General features: G+C 62.7%; 15 protein-coding genes. 2 read left to right on the top strand and 13 right to left on the bottom strand.

What is annotated here, in order from left to right:
* Positions 1-171: 171 nt before the first annotated feature.
* Both WKV53_RS26960 and WKV53_RS26955 read right to left on the bottom strand, forming a co-directional pair.
* Positions 172-648 (bottom strand): hypothetical protein, encoded by a 477-nt coding sequence (locus WKV53_RS26960; RefSeq protein ID WP_341407953.1) that lies wholly within the window; start codon positions 646-648, stop codon positions 172-174.
* Between the two features lie 337 nt (positions 649-985).
* Complete coding sequence (locus WKV53_RS26955) at positions 986-1,609, bottom strand: superoxide dismutase (protein WP_341407952.1); 624 nt, start codon at positions 1,607-1,609, stop codon at positions 986-988.
* A gap of 144 nt (positions 1,610-1,753) precedes the next feature.
* Here WKV53_RS26955 and WKV53_RS26950 point away from each other — a divergent pair, with 144 nt between their 5' ends.
* On the top strand, positions 1,754-3,247 hold the full coding sequence (locus WKV53_RS26950; RefSeq protein WP_341407951.1) for a DNA recombination protein RmuC: 1,494 nt from the start codon (positions 1,754-1,756) through the stop codon (positions 3,245-3,247).
* A 186-nt stretch (positions 3,248-3,433) separates the two neighbouring features.
* On the opposite strand, the gene WKV53_RS26945 is transcribed toward WKV53_RS26950, so the two are convergent.
* From WKV53_RS26945 to WKV53_RS26905, 9 genes are all read right to left on the bottom strand, one after another.
* A complete protein-coding gene (locus WKV53_RS26945) occupies positions 3,434-3,883 on the bottom strand; it encodes a type II secretion system protein (RefSeq protein ID WP_341407950.1) in 450 nt (149 codons plus the stop codon).
* Between the two features lie 83 nt (positions 3,884-3,966).
* Entirely contained in the window at positions 3,967-4,944 is a 978-nt protein-coding gene (locus WKV53_RS26940; protein WP_341407949.1) for an amidohydrolase family protein, read from the bottom strand.
* Positions 4,945-5,115: 171 nt separating this feature from the next.
* Positions 5,116-6,351 carry a hypothetical protein gene (locus WKV53_RS26935; RefSeq protein WP_341407948.1) on the bottom strand — a complete coding sequence of 412 codons (1,236 nt, stop codon included), beginning with the start codon at positions 6,349-6,351 and terminating at the stop codon, positions 5,116-5,118.
* Positions 6,348-8,246: an RNA polymerase sigma factor gene (locus WKV53_RS26930; RefSeq protein ID WP_341407947.1), complete on the bottom strand. Its 1,899-nt coding sequence runs from the start codon at positions 8,244-8,246 to the stop codon at positions 6,348-6,350. Before WKV53_RS26930 ends, WKV53_RS26935 begins: the two co-directional genes overlap by 4 nt.
* A 167-nt stretch (positions 8,247-8,413) precedes the next feature.
* Positions 8,414-8,764 carry a DUF6370 family protein gene (locus WKV53_RS26925; RefSeq protein WP_341407946.1) on the bottom strand — a complete coding sequence of 117 codons (351 nt, stop codon included), beginning with the start codon at positions 8,762-8,764 and terminating at the stop codon, positions 8,414-8,416.
* Positions 8,765-8,812: 48 nt separating this feature from the next.
* Positions 8,813-9,664 carry an alpha/beta hydrolase gene (locus tag WKV53_RS26920; protein WP_341407945.1) on the bottom strand — a complete coding sequence of 284 codons (852 nt, stop codon included), beginning with the start codon at positions 9,662-9,664 and terminating at the stop codon, positions 8,813-8,815.
* A 51-nt stretch (positions 9,665-9,715) separates the two neighbouring features.
* Positions 9,716-11,221: a methyltransferase gene (locus WKV53_RS26915; protein WP_341407944.1), complete on the bottom strand. Its 1,506-nt coding sequence runs from the start codon at positions 11,219-11,221 to the stop codon at positions 9,716-9,718.
* Positions 11,222-11,239: 18 nt separating this feature from the next.
* Positions 11,240-12,163 (bottom strand): type VI secretion system tube protein Hcp, encoded by a 924-nt coding sequence (locus tag WKV53_RS26910; protein WP_341407943.1) that lies wholly within the window; start codon positions 12,161-12,163, stop codon positions 11,240-11,242.
* A gap of 7 nt (positions 12,164-12,170) precedes the next feature.
* Positions 12,171-12,749 carry an Hcp family type VI secretion system effector gene (locus WKV53_RS26905; protein WP_341407942.1) on the bottom strand — a complete coding sequence of 193 codons (579 nt, stop codon included), beginning with the start codon at positions 12,747-12,749 and terminating at the stop codon, positions 12,171-12,173.
* Between the two features lie 162 nt (positions 12,750-12,911).
* Between WKV53_RS26905 and WKV53_RS26900 the strand changes: the two genes are divergently transcribed.
* Positions 12,912-15,551, top strand: a complete 2,640-nt coding sequence (locus tag WKV53_RS26900; protein WP_341407941.1) for a PH domain-containing protein — start codon at positions 12,912-12,914, stop codon at positions 15,549-15,551.
* A gap of 31 nt (positions 15,552-15,582) precedes the next feature.
* Here WKV53_RS26900 and WKV53_RS26895 read toward each other — a convergent pair whose 3' ends face one another.
* Together WKV53_RS26895 and WKV53_RS26890 are read right to left on the bottom strand one after the other, a co-directional pair.
* Positions 15,583-16,359, bottom strand: coding sequence for an ABC transporter permease (locus WKV53_RS26895; protein ID WP_341407940.1), 777 nt, complete (start codon positions 16,357-16,359; stop codon positions 15,583-15,585).
* Positions 16,352-17,272: an ABC transporter ATP-binding protein gene (locus WKV53_RS26890; RefSeq protein ID WP_341407939.1), complete on the bottom strand. Its 921-nt coding sequence runs from the start codon at positions 17,270-17,272 to the stop codon at positions 16,352-16,354. Before WKV53_RS26890 ends, WKV53_RS26895 begins: the two co-directional genes overlap by 8 nt.
* Between the last annotated feature and the right edge of the window lie 45 nt (positions 17,273-17,317).

Here is a 17,317-nt window from a genome sequence, read left to right as displayed (position 1 = left end):
ACTTCAGGATGCCCATTCGAGAAGCCATTTGCCGAATGGGCTCAATCTTCAAGGAGTGGTCCCGTCCACGAAGCACCATGCCAGCGCCCCCTAAAAAAAGCAGATCCGGTCCGGCAACTTTCTGCCGAACCGGATCGAAGAAACCTAACCTCGGAAACCGAGTCGTCCGACTTACTTGTAGTAGGTCAACGTCACTTCGCCCGTGCGGACTCCGCCCGAGCCATTGTGAATTCTGAAGCTGTTCGCAGACTGTACCTCGATATCAACCACATGGCCGAAGTCGATATACAGGATGTGGGTGCCAAGACTCGAGGAGACCCCTTCGGTGATCGAGGAACCAGAGGAGGATTCAAGACCGACCCATTCGAGAAAGGAAGGAGTGCCGCTCGGCTCCGTTACTTGCAAGATCGTGGCGCTGCCCACTCCTCGAGTACCAAGGGTCAAGCAGTTGCCCGTGACGGTCACCGACTTGTTCGCCGGCAGCGTGTAAGCCGGACTCGTTGCCCCGGCCGCCAGATTGTAGGTGATGACCTGGGTGACCAGCACCTTCTTCTTGGGCAGCGTGGGATCAGGCGCTCCTTGGGAGACGACGGGTTGTAACACAAGCACCGCGGCGGCGGACAATATGGACAGTTTGGACTTTTTCATGGCATCCGTTAGACCATTTTAAACACCGCCGTTTTGCAAGATCATTCCGCTTACCGTTTCGCCTTTCAGGAGTGGAAAAGGCACTGCAATCCGCACGGGCTTACTGACCGCACGAAACGTCGGCAAAAGGCGGTGATCTAACCGGAAAACCAGCTGCGGTCACTGGGATGATCCGCTCCCAACCAGTGCTCCGGATAGCATCGAGACCTCACGTCCGTGTTCCCAATGCGCTGCCTAATCAATTGCAGCCCAAACAAAAACGGCCGCCGGAATCCCGGCGGCCGTCGTTGGATGATTTGTTAGTAGGGCTGCCCATTCAGAGCGAACCCGGGAAACCTCAAGCCGCGAAATTCGCGGCGACGACGTCCCAGTTCACCACGTTCCAGAAGGCGGTGATGTAGTCGGGGCGGCGGTTTTGGTAGTTGAGGTAGTAGGCGTGTTCCCAGACGTCGAGGGCGAGGATCGGGGTGCCTTCGATGCCGGCGACGGCCTTGCCCATGAGCGGGGTGTCCTGGTTCGGGGTGGAGCCGATCGAGAGGGAGCCATCGGCGGCCTTGAGGAGCCAGGCCCAGCCGGAGCCGAAGCGGGTGGCGCCGGCCTTGGCGAAGGCTTCCTTGAAGGCATCGAAGGAGCCGAAGGCCTTGTCGATGGCGGCGGCGACTTCGGCGGTCGGGGCCTTGGCACCGCCGGGGGCGATGACCTTCCAGAAGAAGGTGTGATTGACGTGGCCCCCGCCGTTGTTGCGGACCGGGCCGCGGATGTCGTCCGGAACGGAGGCGAGGTCGGCGATGAGGGCCTCGACGCTCTTGGCCTCGAGGTCGGCCTTACCGGCGATGGCGGCGTTGAGATTGGTCACGTAGGCATTGTGATGCTTGTCGTGGTGGATCTCCATGGTCTTGGCGTCGATGTGGGGTTCGAGCGCGTCGAAAGCGTATCCGAGGGGCGGAAGAGTGTGGGCCATGATGGTGAGTCGGTTTGAATTTGCGTTCGCGGAGCCTGACCGGTACCCCGGTGGGCGCGCGACGGACGGAACGATGCCGCGCACTTTGCCATCCGCAAGGAACAATCCGAACATCGCCGCCACCTCCCTTTTTCCGCCTGCGCCATGCCGCCCGAACTCGAAGCCGCCCTGCCGTGGATCCTCAGTGCCCTCGCCGGGGGATTTTTCGGCTGGCTGATCACCCTGCTGGCCTTGTCCGGGCGGAAGGCTCGGTTCGAGGAGCAGATCAAGGGCGAGGAGCGGCGCAGTGCCGAGCTGGAGGCCCGGCTGGTGGCCGCCGCCGCCGAGGGCGCGGAGCATGAGAAATCCAGCCGGATTTACCAAACCCAGCTCACCGAGACCCGGACGCGGCTGGAGGAGGAGACCAAGTCCGCCGCGGAGAAGCAGGCGCTGCTGGAGACGGCGGAGCAGCGGCTTTCCGATACTTTCAAGGCGCTCTCGGCGGATGTGCTGCGGTCGTCCTCGGAGCAATTCCTACATCTGGCGAAGACCTCGCTGAGCGCCCACACCGAGGAGGCGAAGGGCGATCTGGAGAAGCGCAAGATGGCGATCGAGAGCCTGGTGAAGCCGGTGGCGGAGTCGCTGGGGAAATTCGAGACCCGGATCGGGGACATCGAGAAGGCGCGCGAGGGTGCCTACGCGGAGCTGAGAACGCAGGTGAAGACGCTCTCCGAGGGCCAGCTCGGCCTGCAGCGCGAGACCTCCCAGCTGGTGAAGGCACTACGGCAGCCGACCGGCCGCGGCCAGTGGGGGGAAATCCAGCTGCGACGCGTGGTGGAGATGGCCGGGATGCAGGAGCATTGCGATTTCGAAACGCAGACGACGACCACGACGGACGAGGGCAAGCGGCTGCGGCCGGACCTGGTGGTGCGGCTGCCGGGCGGGAAGACGATCGTGGTGGACTCGAAGACGCCGATGGATGCGTATCTGGATGCGCTGGAAGCGACGGAGGACAGCGTGCGGGAGGAATGCCTGCATCGCCATGCGCGGCAGGTGCGGACACACATTTCGCAGCTATCCTCGAAGAACTATGCGGCGCAGTTTGATCATGCGCCGGAATTCACGGTGCTATTCCTGCCGAGTGAGTCGTTCTTTTCCGCGGCGCTGCAGATGGACCCGGGGCTGATCGAGCGCGGGGTGGATCACGGGGTGATCCTGGCGACGCCGACGACGCTGATCGCGCTGCTGCGGGCGGTGGCGTATGGCTGGCGGCAGGAGGCGCTGGCGGAGAATGCGCGGGAGATCTTCGTGCTGGGGCGGACGATGCACGAGCGGCTTTCCACATTGGCCGGGCACTTCGGCAAGCTCGGGAAGTCGCTGGAGAATGCGGTGGGGCACTACAACGCGGCGGTGGGGTCGTATGAGACCCGCGTGCTGGCGACGGCGCGGAAGTTTGAGGACCTGCAGGCGGCTCCGGAGAATACGACGCTGCAGGAGCTGGTACCGATCGAGCGGGCGCCGCGGCTGCCGGTGACCGATACTCCGAACCAGGGCGGTGCGGGTTTGTTAGAGCCGCAGGATGATTTCGCGCTGGCGCCGGATCCGAAGGAGAAGGCGATTTCGGCAGCGTCGGATTTGAGGTCGGCGCTGGGGGAGTGAGTGGCGTGTTTGTGAGAATGCGGGAGGCAGGGTGGTGACAGCTTCACCATGACTCCCGCGATTCATTGCCGCCAACTGCAGCAAGGGACCGCTCCGCGGTGTCACCACCGCGCCTACGGGATGTGGGGCGCTAGAAGCCGGACGCTTTTCGAAAAAGCGTCCCTGCCTTCTGGCAACACACCATTCTCACCACTCCACGTCCGGGCTCATCTCGTGCTTCTTGGTCGAAGAGAGCGAGCAAGTGATGTAGAGCTGGCCGACGGGCGGGAAGGTGTCCTTGTGATCGCAGTCGTAGGTGCCGCCACCTTGGCAGGTTTCGCCGCCCTGAATGCGGGAAAGCTGGGTCTCCGAGATGTAGCCCTTCGCGAGCATGTGGACGCCAATGTCCTGGGTGCCACCCTCAGCATAGGGCATGCTGCCGGCATTGTAGCCGTAGAGATTCTGATACGAGCGGACAGCGGTCTGCACGTTGCGGATGTTCATGATGCACGCGGTGCGATCGGCACCGGATTTCCATGCGCGGGCACCGAGGAACAGGATACAGGTCAGGGCGAGGAGGACGGCGATGACCACGGTGAGTTCCAGTAGGGTCATGCCGCTCTTTGCCGAAGACCGCTGGGGGGATGCGGTTTTCATCAGAGGGAGGTTTGGGGGATGCGTGGAAATTACCACGGATCTCACTTTGCAACATCACGTGATCGCGGAGGGCGACCCAACCGTCATTTCACCCCGCGCAGGACGCTTGCAGCCCGGGTGAACGAGGTCTCGCTGAAGCCCATCATGCGTTTCAGGTGGGCGTCGCGTTCCAGGGGATTCGCGATGCCTCGGCTATCCATGAAATCTTCCCACTCGATCATGCCGAAGGCCCACGGCAGCAGGCCGCTGGGTGGCACCGGCAGGTCGCTGCCATGAAGGATGCGTCCGTCCATGGATGCGGAGATCATGGTGCGCAGCGCCGAGGGGCGCAGGCGGAAGCTCAGGCCCGCGAGGGCGCTATTGTCACCGTAGAGGTTCGGATGCTTCGCGAGCATCTCGGCGAAGACGTCGAAGTAATCCGGATCCAGCACCATCATGCCCGTGCCGCAGTGGGCGGCGATGCATTTCACGCCAATTTCCAGAGCACGGGTGAGGACCCGTGGGGAAGCGAGAGCGTGATCCATGACGGGCATGGTCCGCTCGCTGCCTGTGTGCGCGAGCAGTGGCAGACCGGCTTCTGCCATGCGCTCAAGGAAGGCGGTGTAGCGAGGGTTATTCCAATCGATGCCTTGGACGTTCGGCAGGCACTTGAGGGCGGCGGCACCACCGGCGAGGCATTTCTCCAGCTCCTCCATCGCATCCTTCCGCGCGGGGTGAATGGAGACACCGGCGAGGAATTCGGGATGATCTTGGGAGAGCTTCAGTACGCACTCATTCGGCACGTAGAGCGACGAGCGCTCGGGCAAAGCTGTGCCGTCTTCCGTGTGCGGCAGCTCGTGGGCGAGCAGGACGGCGCGGTCCACCGATGAGCCGCGGATGAAATCTAACAGCTTCCTGATGTAGAGTTGATCGAACTCCGGCCCGTGCAGCTCGCGCACCGTCAAGCCAACGGCTTTCACCAGGAACGGCTCGCCGACCCGGGTGAGGCCCTTCGGCCGATACCAGCAGCCGGTGTCACCGGTACCGGTGCCGACAATGTGAACGTGGCAGTCGATGCGCATGAGGAAGAATGCTCCGCCCATGCAAGGTCACGGGGCCCCGCGCGTCGAGCGGCGAGTGTGTTGGGGCGGACCGTAATAGCCACCGCAGGCACATTCGTGAGAATGCGGAAGCAAGAGTGAAGACCGCTTTACCGGTGGCTTCCGCGGTGTCACCACCGCGCCTACGTAAAGTCACTTCACCTCCACGCCGTCTTCGCGAGTCATTGCCGCTAGCCGCTCGCGGGCATGGTCGGGAAATTTCTCCTTCCACGTCGTCACCGTGCGCAGCACCTGGCGCTTGCCTTCCTCGCGATTGTCCATCGACATGCCCATACGCACCGCTTGCTCGAAGCGCTCGCCGTCGGTCAGCTCCTCTATGAAGTGAACCTGGATTTTCTCCTTCGCAGGGCCGGCCTCGACCGTGTCCAGCCACTCGATCGCTTGCTCGGCACCCGGCGAGTTCAGGCTCCATGTGTCGAGCGCGTTCAGGAAGGAGTCTGGCACCCGTGTTTCCTTCTGCTTCGCCCACTCGGCAAAGGCGACCTGAGGATCGCGGACCGACCATTTCGCGAAGATGCCATCGTCCAGTGAAGTCGCCATCTCCTCGTCGAGATCGAGGCTATCCACGAATCCGTAAGCTTCCTGCACGGACTGATCGACCAGGGCTCCCGCGATCCGGCCCGCGCACTTCAGCAGCAAGGCGGGATCGTCCTGAACCGCTTCCAGCAACACCTTCCGCTCGGCGGGCAAGAGCGCGCAGGAGCTGCTCCACTCGATCAACGAGGACGCGCGCGACTCCGGCGGGAGGCCCGCCAGCTGATGGATCGCATCGCGCGGATCGGTTTTCACCCGTTCGGAGAGCCATGCCCTTCGCAAATCCGAGGGCACCTCATCGCTGGAAGCCATCCAGCGCGTCACCGCCGAGGGATCGCGCAGCAGCCAGTCCTGGAACGCCGCCATCCGGCCATCGGCAGTACTTGCCGCATCAGCCATCGCCCTGCACGCCGCCACCGGGTCTTTCCGACCCCACTCGCGCAAGAGGTCTGTGATCAGGACGAGATTCGGCTCGGTCACGTGCCTATAGTGCGCCTGGGGACAGCAAGACAAGAGCTCCTCTAACAGAGACTTCAGCTCGGCGGTCGTCATCGTCGCCAGCACCGCCGCGGTCTGGCCACGCAGGATCCAATCGTGCTGGGCGGACGGGCATGTCGTGTAGCTGTGCTTCAGTTTTTCCTTCAGCGAAATCAACTCCGCGGCCGGCCGTGATGAAACCGCCTCCACAGCGGTGCCCACGGCCTGCACTGGCTTCTCCGCGGCATCCTCAGGAAATGCGGACGCGATCGCCCGGTCACGACCGAATCGATAGCTGGAGAACCCGACGGCAAAGCAAGCGACGCCGAGCACGATAAAGAAAGCGTATCGTTTCATCGGGATGCCTCCGTTTCAGCGAGACGATCCCGCGTTTCCTTTGAAGCGGCATTGCGCCACTTCAATTCCGCAGCGGAGTCCTTCGCACTCCAGCGGCTGAGGAATTCGGAGAGCCGCTTCGCCGCCGCCTGCTCCGCCGCCGGGTCAGGCTTGCCGGACTTTGCGGACAGGCTGGCAATCGCCAGTTCGGAGGCGAAGAATCCGGCGACAGCCGAGTCATGCCCGTCGCGTTCCCATGCCGGGGCCTGCGTTTCGAACCACGCCCGCGCCTCTGCGGGCTCCACCTGAAGCCATTGCTGATAGCCTTGTTCCCACTGCGGTCCGCCGGGAGCCATGCCCTTTGAGATTGCCCACGGCATGACCGTGATCGGGTTGTTAGGGAGATTGTCCTGGAAAAGAAGCCTCTGCATGTCGGGCAACTTCAGTTCTTCCGCGCGCGCCATTGCAGCGAGGAAGTCCTCGTAACCCCAGGACCGGAAGAACAGCTTGCGCCCCCAGGCTGCTTCCTTCGGGGGAGGATCCTGCAGGAGATACTTGATCACTGCCTCGCGCTTGGCCTGGTCGCCTACAATCGACCCGCAGAACCAGCCAAGCAAGTCGTCGCGCTTGTCCTCATGTTTCGCCAGGTTTTCCTCCAGTGTCTCGGGCGTCCACGTCAGGATCAGCATGTCACGAGCGGTATAGCCATGATCGGGGTGATCCTTCGCGGCGTTATAGGCTTCATCGGGAGACCGGCGCATCCACGCGGCGAGCACGCTTTCCACCAGGGCTTTCGTGTGCCCGCTCACGCTGTGATCGTTCGAGTCCGGGATCGCTGCCACCTCCTTCCATGCGGCCTGGGGGTCGGCATCCGCCCAGTGGAAATACAAGGCCGACTCGATCTCCGTCAGCCGCTCCCACTCCGCTGATGCGCGCGGGGTGGAAGCCTGGAGCTTGTGCAATTTCTCCATCCACACCGGCATCGTCTTCGCATCCAGCCTCGATACCACCGCCCAGGTGCGGCGATCTTCACCCGCGAGCAAGCACTCGAAGGCGGTCGCGGGATCAACCTCCACCGGACGGCGATCGACGGCTGCGGTCACGAGCGATGCCGCCGATCCCGGCCGGCCGGTGGACAAGGAAAGCTGTTGTTCCCGCCCACTGGCGCTTCCCAGCGCGTGCCCGGTCCAGCCGGAGGCGAGAAGAGCCACTACTGCCGCAGCGGCGGCGGATTTCTGTGCGGTGGTCATGGCGATATTAAAGCCAAGGGTCTGGGCCGGGGCGGTCTTCGACGCGGCGGCAAGCACCGCGCCTGTTAGAGACGAGGGTGCTGGTGAGACGGAATGCAGCGGCAGGGCGGTGGCCAGTGCCACGGCGGTGGTGGTGAGGTCGCGTTTTCCTAACAGATGGCGCAGTTTTTCCAGCGAACGGGATGCGCGCTTGCGGGCATTCGCCTCGGTCCAGCCGAAGCGGGTGGCGATGCCGGCGAAAGTTTCATTTCCATAGTACTTCGCCAGCACCAGCTCGCGGTCTGCGGCGGGCAGCGAGTCGACGGCTTCATCGATCACGGGAGCGAGCCGCTCCCATTCGGGCTCGGGAGTCGCATTCATGGGCATGTGCTGGTGGGCGAGTTGCTCGCGCTTTCGACGGCGATCCTCGCTGCGGACGAGGTCGACGGCGGCACAGCGGGAGGTGCGGTGAAGCCATGCGACGAGGGAAATCGTAGGTGGCACCTTCGCAGCGTCGCGGGCGAGCTTCACGAAGGTGGCTTGCGCGGCATCGCGGGCGAGCTCGTCATTCCCGGTCACCCGCCGGGCCACGGTGTGAACCAAGTCAAGATGACGGCTCACCAGCTCGCGAAACGCGCTTTCGTCGCGAGTGGCAAGGTATCGATCGAGCAGTGAGCGGTCGTCCATGAATTGGTCCGCTCATCATCCGTCGCCGATCGGAAATTGTGACAGAAAATCTTGCAGCGATGTGGGCGCACCGCTCAGGCCACCGCAATGCGATGGCTGAGGTCCGCTTTACCCGTGGCTTCCGCGGCGTGACCACCGCGCCCACAGAGAACTAGGGCAGCCCCCGGTCACTTCTTCGCCTTTTCTTCGATCGAGGTGACTTCGAGCGTCTTCTTGCCGTCCTTTTCGCTGACGGTTCCGGTCGCCTTCGCCTCCTTGGATTTCTTGCAGATCTTCTTGTGGAACTCTTTGTCGGGCTCACCCGTGATGTAGTAGTCCACGGTCTTGTCGCCCTCCTTCACTTGGAGAACGGTGGTGCAGGTGTCTGCGGTTCCCAGATCGCATTTCGCGCAGGTGGCGGTGCCTTCCAGGGTCACGGTCTTGGCCTGGTCCTTGGTTTCTTTTTCTTCCGCAGCAAATCCGCCGGAAGCGAATGCGGCAACGGCTGCCGACATGAGGATGGTGGTGAGGATTTTCATAGCAACATCACAGATTGGCGAGTTCCCAGCGCCCCGCAATGCGCAAATTCACCGCACGAACTTCTGCGCCTTCATCCACTTCAGCGACTCGGCCTGCCACTTGTCCCACATCGGCCCCTGGTAGCCATTCAGGCCGTGCCCGCCGGAAGGAAGCTCCAGAAGCTCGCACTCCACGCGCTTTTCCTTCAGGGCGGCATAGAACGACTTGCTGTGGGAAACGGGCACAAGCTGGTCATCCACGGCATGGGCGAGGAAGGTCGGCGAGGTCTTGGCAGTGACCTGCTTCTCCGCGGAGTAATACGTGATGGCTTCCTCGGTCGGCGAAGCGCCGAGCAAATTGTTGCGTGAACCGCCGTGCGTGGTCTCGCCCATGGTGATCACGGGATAAACCAGCACCGCAAAATCCGGCCGGCAGCTTTGGCGGTCGATGGCGTCTTTCGCGGTGCGATCGCCTTCGTCGAAGCGCGTTACCGCGGTCGCAGCCAGGTGGCCGCCAGCGGAGAAGCCGATGATGCCGACTTTCCGGGGGTCGCAGCCCCAGTCCTTCGCATTCGCCCGCACGGTGCGGAGCGCGCGCTGGGCATCGAGCAGCGGGACCTTTGAGCGGCCATTGGGCAGGCGATACTCAAGCACGACGCCGGTGATGCCCTGCGCATTCAGCCACTTCGCGATGCCGTGGCCTTCGGGGTCCTTCACCAGCGTGCCGTAGCCGCCGCCGGGGCAGATCACGAGTGCGGTGCCATTCGGTTTCTCCGGGCGGTGCAGGGTCAGTTTCGCGTCCGTTTTCTCGAAGGTGCCGTCACCGATCGGTGCTTGATCCGGCCACAGGGGGAAGACCTGAGGTTCGGCAGCAGCGGCGACGGAAAACAGGGCGACGAGGGACGCGAGAATCGAGCGCATGGGGATCACTCCATCAGGACGTGTGGCGCAGGGCGAACCTTTCCAGCGAACCTACTGTCCAGGCGGAATGAATTCCGCGCTCCCGGTAACTGGCACTAGCATCCCGTGGGATACCAGTTCCCGAACAAGTTCAGCGATACGCTCCGGCAGATCAGGGACGGCGGCGAATTGCGGGCGGGTGCGGATTTCTGCCACCATGTCGGCGGGGGTGCCGCCAGCGTGGACCACGGCGAGGAGGCGCAGGATATTCTCGTCGATCTGGCCGTCGTAGGACAACCGGGCCGGGCTGGTGAGGCGGATGGTGTCACGCACCCAGCCCGCATCGCCGAGGCTCATCCGCGCTTCGGCGACAATGCCGGCCGGCACTTCGTAGCGGGAGTGGAGCACATCATGGCCGGCTTGAAGCCAGTTCTCGCTGGCGAGCACGCGCAGCACGTCATTGCCAGCGTTGCTCCCGATACTTTCCGCGGCGCGGCTTTCGGTGCGGGTCCATTCCTCGCCGGGCTCGCATTTTTGGAGGACCATGAAGCCGCCGCTGACGCGACGCGCGCCGATTTCCTGATAGTGCCTGAGCCAGCGCTGGATTTCCTGCTCTGCTGCCTGCTCGTCCTGGAAGTGGAGATCACCGGAGATCCATTTCCAGGCGTAGTCGGCGGGAGAGGAGCAGTCGGATTGGAAAAGCCAGCGACGCATTCCTTCGGCGGGCACCCATGAGAGCGGAGCCTCTGTCCAATCGTCATCGTTGGCGTGCGTCCAGTTGATCAGCACCACGGCGATGCCACCGGGTGAGAGATGCTGCGGGAGCGCCCGAAGCAGCCGTGCGCAGACGGAATCGCCGGCCGGCGCTTCCTTGAAGATCATCCCGCCACCGGGTGACTGAACGTAAGGCGGATTCGACACGATGAGATCGAAGGTTTCACCGGCCACGGGCGAGAAGCCATCGCCATGGCGGAAGTCGATGGCCTCCGCTCCGGCCAGCCGCGCGGAGAAGCGCGCGAACTCAAGGGCGCGGGGATTCAGGTCGGTGCCCGTGACTTCGCAGCCCTTCCGAGCCAGTGCACCTGCCAGCCAGCCGATCCCACAGGCAAGCTCGAGCACGCGGCCCTTTACCAGCGGCGTCAGCGAGGCGAGCAGCAGGCTGGAAGGACCCACGCCCATCACGAATTCGTCCGCATCCTCGCCCTGCCGGTGATTGAAATCACAGGCGACCCAAGTGTCACCGACCGGAGAAATCTGATAGAGCGAGCGGACTTTCCCGTCGCTGGCTTTCAAGAAGCCGATCTCTAACAGACCCGATGCCGCCTCGCCCAGCGCAATCATAGCCTCCGCCGGCTCAACCGAGTCTCCCAAGGTGAACAGCCGGATCAGTGTATGGATGGTCGAACCAGCGGGAGCGCGGCCGAGCAAGGCGGCGCGCCGCATGGGCGAACGAAGCCAATGCTCCGGGAGACCAAGTTCCTGGAGTGCCGCGCGATGGAAGCCGCCCTTGGCAAGCTGCACACGCAAGGGCGCGGGATCCCAAGAGTCCAAATGGGGAAACAGGTTCACCGAACTCATTTCCTTCAATACATTACGCTATTGGGGACGCACCCGGTAGAAGCCGATGGGGCCTGCATTTGTCAGCGTTTCCGTGCTGGTGGTCGAGCTTGCCGTGACCGTGCGAACGGCCGTGAAAGCCGTGGTGAGATTCGGCGACCACTCGATGACGTATGCTTTCCCGACCACGCTATTCCACGTCAGCTGATAGCTCCCGGGCGTGGCCGGCACGGCGGAAAGCGTCGCCTTGAAGAAGGACGTCCCGGCTTTGGGATTCGTGCCGAGCTGGTATTCATCGAGATTGCTCAGGCCATCGCCATCGGCATCACCCGCGGCGTCATTCACGCCCACGTTCAGGCCATAGGTGGTCTCCCAGGCATCGGGCATGCCGTCGTTGTCACTGTCGGGATTCGTCGTGCCTTCGATGCCGGAAGTCACCTTGCCCTTGACCATGTCATAGGACGTGAAGGCGGTCGTTGTGTCCGGCAGCACGTAGTAGTAGGTGATCTTGGTGAAATTCAGCGCGATCGTTTCCACCGCTCGGTCCGCACCTTCCGGCGCTTGAAAGGATTGGGTCCTGATAAGCACGTTTGCGAATTCCAGCCGGGCCACCGGCCTGTTGACGCCGTAGTTCAAATCCAGCGTCACCAGCGGATAGGCTGCGGTGCCACCCACCGCCGCGAGGAACAGCGGAGTCGATGCCCGGTCGAGGCTCTTGGTCAGGACGATCTCGCTGACTTGCGGTGGTGTCGCCGAGCCGCCCGAAATGGTCCGGTTGGTATCCACACCAAAGCCATCGATATCGATCCACCCCGTGTGGCGCGGATCGGTCGATTCACCGGGAACGGTCCCTGCAAAATCCAGCCACGCCGCCGGGGCTGCGGAAGCCCGGGCCAGGCTCAGCCCGATGAGGGTGCCGGGCAGGGCCAACGCCGTAACAAATGATGCCCGATGGCAGCGCATGGCAAGATCAGGAAGCGGTCCCCTTTGCCATGTCAAACTGCACCGTCGTCCCCTGATGCAGCACACCGTCCAGATCCTTGTACCAGTATTCGACTTTGATCTTCGTGAAGTTCAGCGTGACCGTTTCAGTCGGATGGTCGGCTCCTTGTGGTGAGGAGTTCTTCTGGCTGGACACCATCACGTTCGACAGCGTGAGGCGATAGAAGATGCCATTGTTGCCAGTGGCGTGGGAGTCCACCAATTCCATCGTCACCGTGGGAATCGCGCCGTTGACCGGACCCACCGCATTGAGAAAGATTCCAGTGGATGCACGATCCAGGGTTTTCGTGATGGTCAGCTCCGAAACAGCCGGCGTGGACGCAGTGCGCGAAGCGCCGGTCCCCGTGATGGTGCGGCTGACCTGCCAGCTCACATCCTTCAGCTCGATCCAGTCGATGTGATTCTGAGCGGTCGACTCGCCGGCGATCGTGTCGCCGAGCTTGATGAAGGCATCGAAGGCGCCGCTCGCATGCTGAGCCACGAGGGCCATCGCGGGCGGAACCAGGGCAAGGGTCTTCGAAAGTCGGGAGGGACGAAGGGTGCTCATCGGAGGCCTTCAATGAGCGACCGATCGTCAGAAGTCAATCAATCTGAATGGTCTGGGTAAATTGCAATGCCGGGCGTCCCAATCTAACGAGGCTGCCACTCACCGGGCGGACGATTTTCCGTGCCTCCCTGATACGGGCGATATATTTAAGTTGTATTAATTATGTCCGCGCGAGAGCAACAGGCTTGGTTCTACGGCTCGAAGAATGGGGAACGGGTGGGGCCGGTGACCATTGAGGATCTCAGCGCCTTGGCCAGCCGGGGCGAAGTGGGACCGCAGACCTTGGTCTGGAGCCATGGATATCCGGATTGGGTCCCCGCGGAGCAGATCGCGGATCAGCTGATGGCGGCGCGGGCGGCCGCGCCTGTAGTGGCTCCGCCTCCCGTTCCTGTCGCTGCGCCATTGGCCGAGGCTGCTTCTGCGGCGACTCTAACAAATGCCGTGGAGCCCGTGCGGGAGAGCGTGGCCTTTGATGAACCGGCTCCCTCGTCCATGCCCGCCTTGGAGCTGAAGCCGCGGAAGGGTTCGTTCGTCGCTCCCCGGATCATGGTTGGGACGATGATTTCGCTCCTTCTCGCGGTGGTGACCGTGGTGATCCTGATCGGCTCGGAGAATCCTCCGTGGCCCGGGCTGGCGGTGTTCATCGTGGGATGCATCGTCAGCGTGATCGCCAGTCTCGCGGCTTACCGGAAGGAGCGCTACGAACTGCATGATTCCCGGGTGATCTGCCATCGCGGTGGCCTGGCGAGCGACCAGACAACCGAGCTGGAGATCCGCAATATCACCCACGTGAAGCTCAAGCTGCCGTGGCTGCGCTACAAGTTCTACGGCGTGGGCAATGTCATCGTGGAGACGGCCGGCAATTCCCACCCCGTGGTCATGCGCGCCATCGCCGAGCCTGAAGCCATCTATGCCGGCGTGCGGGAACGGATGAAACGGAATGGCTACGATCTCACCCAGCAGCAGCTCTTCTTCGAAGACAAACCTGCGATCATCGGCGTCATCGTCGAATGCCTGGGCATGTTCTTCGGAACGATCTTGGGGCTCGTCTACGTGGGCCTCATGATCTCAGGCGCGAGTCAAGCGGCCAAGTCCCCTGAATTTGACGCCATCGCCCTGGGACTTCTCGGTTTCGTGGTCCTCGGTCTGCTGGCATTTGTCATCGTCCGCTTCCTCGATTTCCGGAGGCGGACCTACCGCGTCTTCAATGACATGGTCGTCTACGACGAAGGCTTTCTCACGCGTCACAACGCCTTCATCCCTTACGAGAACATCGCGGACGCGACCACCAATTGCACCTTCATCGACCGGCTCTTCGGTCTCTACGACGTCCAGGTGAGCTGCCAGGGCAGCAGCAAGGATATCAAGTTCCGCCGCCTCCGGCAGGGCGCAGCGCTCTCGGCGGCAATCGATCAGTTGGTAGTTCTCGCTCGCGAGAAGAAAAAGCCCGCGGCAAAGCAGGCCCTCGCCTCACACGCCCGGCCGCGGCGCAGCGAGCCCGAAGCGGTGCCAGCCGGCGAAGCGATGGTGGCAGAGCTCGGGATGCACGCGGGCAGGGCGCTGGTTCCGCTCTTGCTCCTGATCCCGCTCGTTCCGCTCTGGCTCGCGGCGATGATTCAAACCGGCATCAAGCTGATGTCCACGCAGTACTCGGTGCGTCCGGGCTCGGTGCGCCACGCTTATCGCTTCCTCACCCTGACCGACCGCGAGTTTGCCTATGACAAGATCACCGGCGTGGTGGTCAAACAGAACCTGTGGGACCGCATGTTCGGCACCTTGACGATCAAGTTCTGGTCGATTGGTTCGGGGCTGCCCATCGAATTTGCCCACGTGAGCGCCAGCCAGCTCGATGTGACGGCCTTGTTGCGGCAGGCCGGCATTCCCACCCCGTCGGCCGAGCCCTGCGAAGTGCTCGCATCCTTCGGCCTCTTCACGTGGCTGCGTGCCCAGATCAAGTTCATCCCCCTCCTGCTGGTGATCTCCGCGATCATCGTCTTCGTGGCGATGGAGATCGATCCTGTGCTCTACTACCTCTTCGCGCTGCCCGTGCTCCTCTTTGCGGGCGCCGGCATCTATTCGAAACTGGCCGCATCCCGCCAACGACTCCGCTTCCACGACCATCACGTGGAAGCCGAGACCGGGATCATCGCCAAGCGCTTCTACATGGCGCGCTACAGCAACCTCAAGCGTACCGTGACCACCCGCTATCCCGGCGGTGAACAAGGCACTTTCCAGATCTTCGTGGCGGGTGAAGAAGAGTATCAGCAATCCGTCCCCGAGAGGTACAAAAAGGCGCAGAAGGTCATGCGTCCCTGTTCCTTCTCCACGTCCTACCTTGCGAATGTCCGGGAGACCGCACTGCTGCTTGATGACATTCTCTGCGGCCGGGTCGATCCCGTTCCAGAAGCAACCCCCGCCGAGCCGCTGGAGGTTTTGTTAGAAGCACCGCGCTCGGTCGCCAATGCCGTCCTGAAGCTCGTCCTGCTGAGCATCCTTCTGGTTCCGTTCATCGTGCTGCTGCCGATCACTCTTCCCTTCACGATCGTTCAGACAAAGCGCTGGCGCTATCGGATCGAGGCCACCCGCATCGTCAGCAGCTGGGGAGTCCTGTATCGCCGCGAATCGAGCATCATCCTCGATCGCGTCGATAGCATCCAGCAAAGCCAGGGCCCGGTGAACAAAATGTTCAAGAACGGCAACGTCACCATCATGACCGCCGGCAGCAGCAAGCCGGAGTTCAAGATCATCGACTCGCCTGCCTACCTCGAACTCTACCGGATCATCCGCGAGCGCTCGGAGTGACGAGCACCAACGCCGTGCTGGTAGGCCCGGGTCACGTGGTGAGCTTGCGGCCGATGAACCGGAACGACAGGCCACAGAGCAGGATGGCGAAGAAGCCGAGCAAGCCCGCGTGCCAAAGAACCGCACTCCAGTCCGCCTTTCCCCAGACCGTGAACTGGATCAGCTTCACCCCGTGATAAAAGGGCGACCACTGCACGAGGTGGCCGAGGAATGAATTCGAAGGAACGGGGAAGAACACTCCGGACAGGTAAAAGATCGGCGCGATGAGGAAGGAGTAGACGGTCTGGAATTGATTGATGTTCCGAACCCACGCCGAGGCCAGCAGCCCGATGGCGGCGCACGGCAACGCCAAGACCCCTCCGATCAGCGGACAAATCATGATCGCCAGGGGATTCGGCAGCAGGCCGAACGCCAGCAGCACCAACGCCACCCCGAGACCCATCAGGGCGGCCCGGACGAAGACCCACATGAACTCGCCCGTGACCACTTCGTTCACGCCGATGGGCGTGGTGAGCATCGCCTTGAATACCGACTCGAAGGTCATGCGCACATAGAAGCCGTAGCTGCTCTCGAAGAACGCGGTGAACAGGGCCGTGGTCGCGATCATGCCAGGCGCGAGGAATTGCGCGTAGCTCATGTCATCGATCCTCCCGACGTAGCCAGACAGCCCCATGCCCAGCGAGCCCAGGATCAGCGCCGGGTCCGCCAGCGTCGGTGAGATGTTCGCGAGGAAATCCTTCCGGTAGACCATCCAGTTCCGGATGACCACTTGCCAGCTCAGGCGGAGGCTTGGGAGACGGTCATTCATCGTCGCTGAGTTCGCTGCCGGTGAGTTTGAGATACACGTCCTCGAGATTGGCGGGACGCATTTGCAAGGCGGTCTGGCCGGAGGCGCGCTGCAGTTCTAACAGATCGTCGAACCGTGGGGCCCTCACGCAGCATTGCCGGCCCTGATGGAAGAGCACCCAAGAGGGATCGAGGTGTGGCTTGATCGCCTCGTCCGTGTGGGGCGGGAAGATGCCGACGAAGCCGGGAGCTTCGCGTTCGATCAATTCTTTCGGCGCCCCGGTGCCTACCACCTTGCCGCGATCGAGGATCACGATCTGGTCGCAGAGCACTTCGGCCTCGTGCATGTAGTGGGTGGTGACGAGGATGGTCTTTCCCTTGTCACGCAGCTCGATGACCTTTTCCCAGAGCAGGTGCCGCACCGAGGGATCGAGACCGGTGGTCGGTTCATCGAGGATCAGCAGCTCGGGATCGGCGAGCAGCGCGCGAACGAAGGTGAGGCGGCGCTTCATGCCCCCGGAGAGCGTTTTGATCGTCGCGTCGCGCTTGGCGTCCAGCATCATGTAGGAGAGCAGCTCGGCGATCCGGGGATCGGCGGTCTTGCGGGGGACTTCACTGAAGCCTGCGTAGATCCGCATGTTTTCCAACACGGTCAGGCCTTCATCCAAGGCATTCTCCTGTGGCACCACGCCGATGCGGCGCTTGATATCGCGCGCCTGCTTCGCGGGATCGAGGCCGAAGACTTCCAGCGATCCGCCGGTTCGCGCGACCACACCATAGAGGCAACCGATAAACGTGGACTTGCCCGCTCCATTCGGGCCTAGCAGACCGACGCATTGGCCTTTCCTCACCTCGAGATCCAGCGCCGCAAGCGCCTCGAAGTCCCCGAAGCGCTTCGCCACACCACGGGCTTGGATAATCGGGGAATCGTTCATGGAGAAGATCGGCGGAGCGCTGGCAAACTCCGCAGATATGCTGAT

The organism is Luteolibacter sp. Y139 (assembly GCF_038066715.1).
Taxonomy (GTDB): Bacteria; Verrucomicrobiota; Verrucomicrobiia; order Verrucomicrobiales; family Akkermansiaceae; genus Haloferula; species Haloferula soli.
Note: the sequence above shows the minus strand (reverse complement) of the source record. Positions and strands in the feature narration are given on the sequence as shown.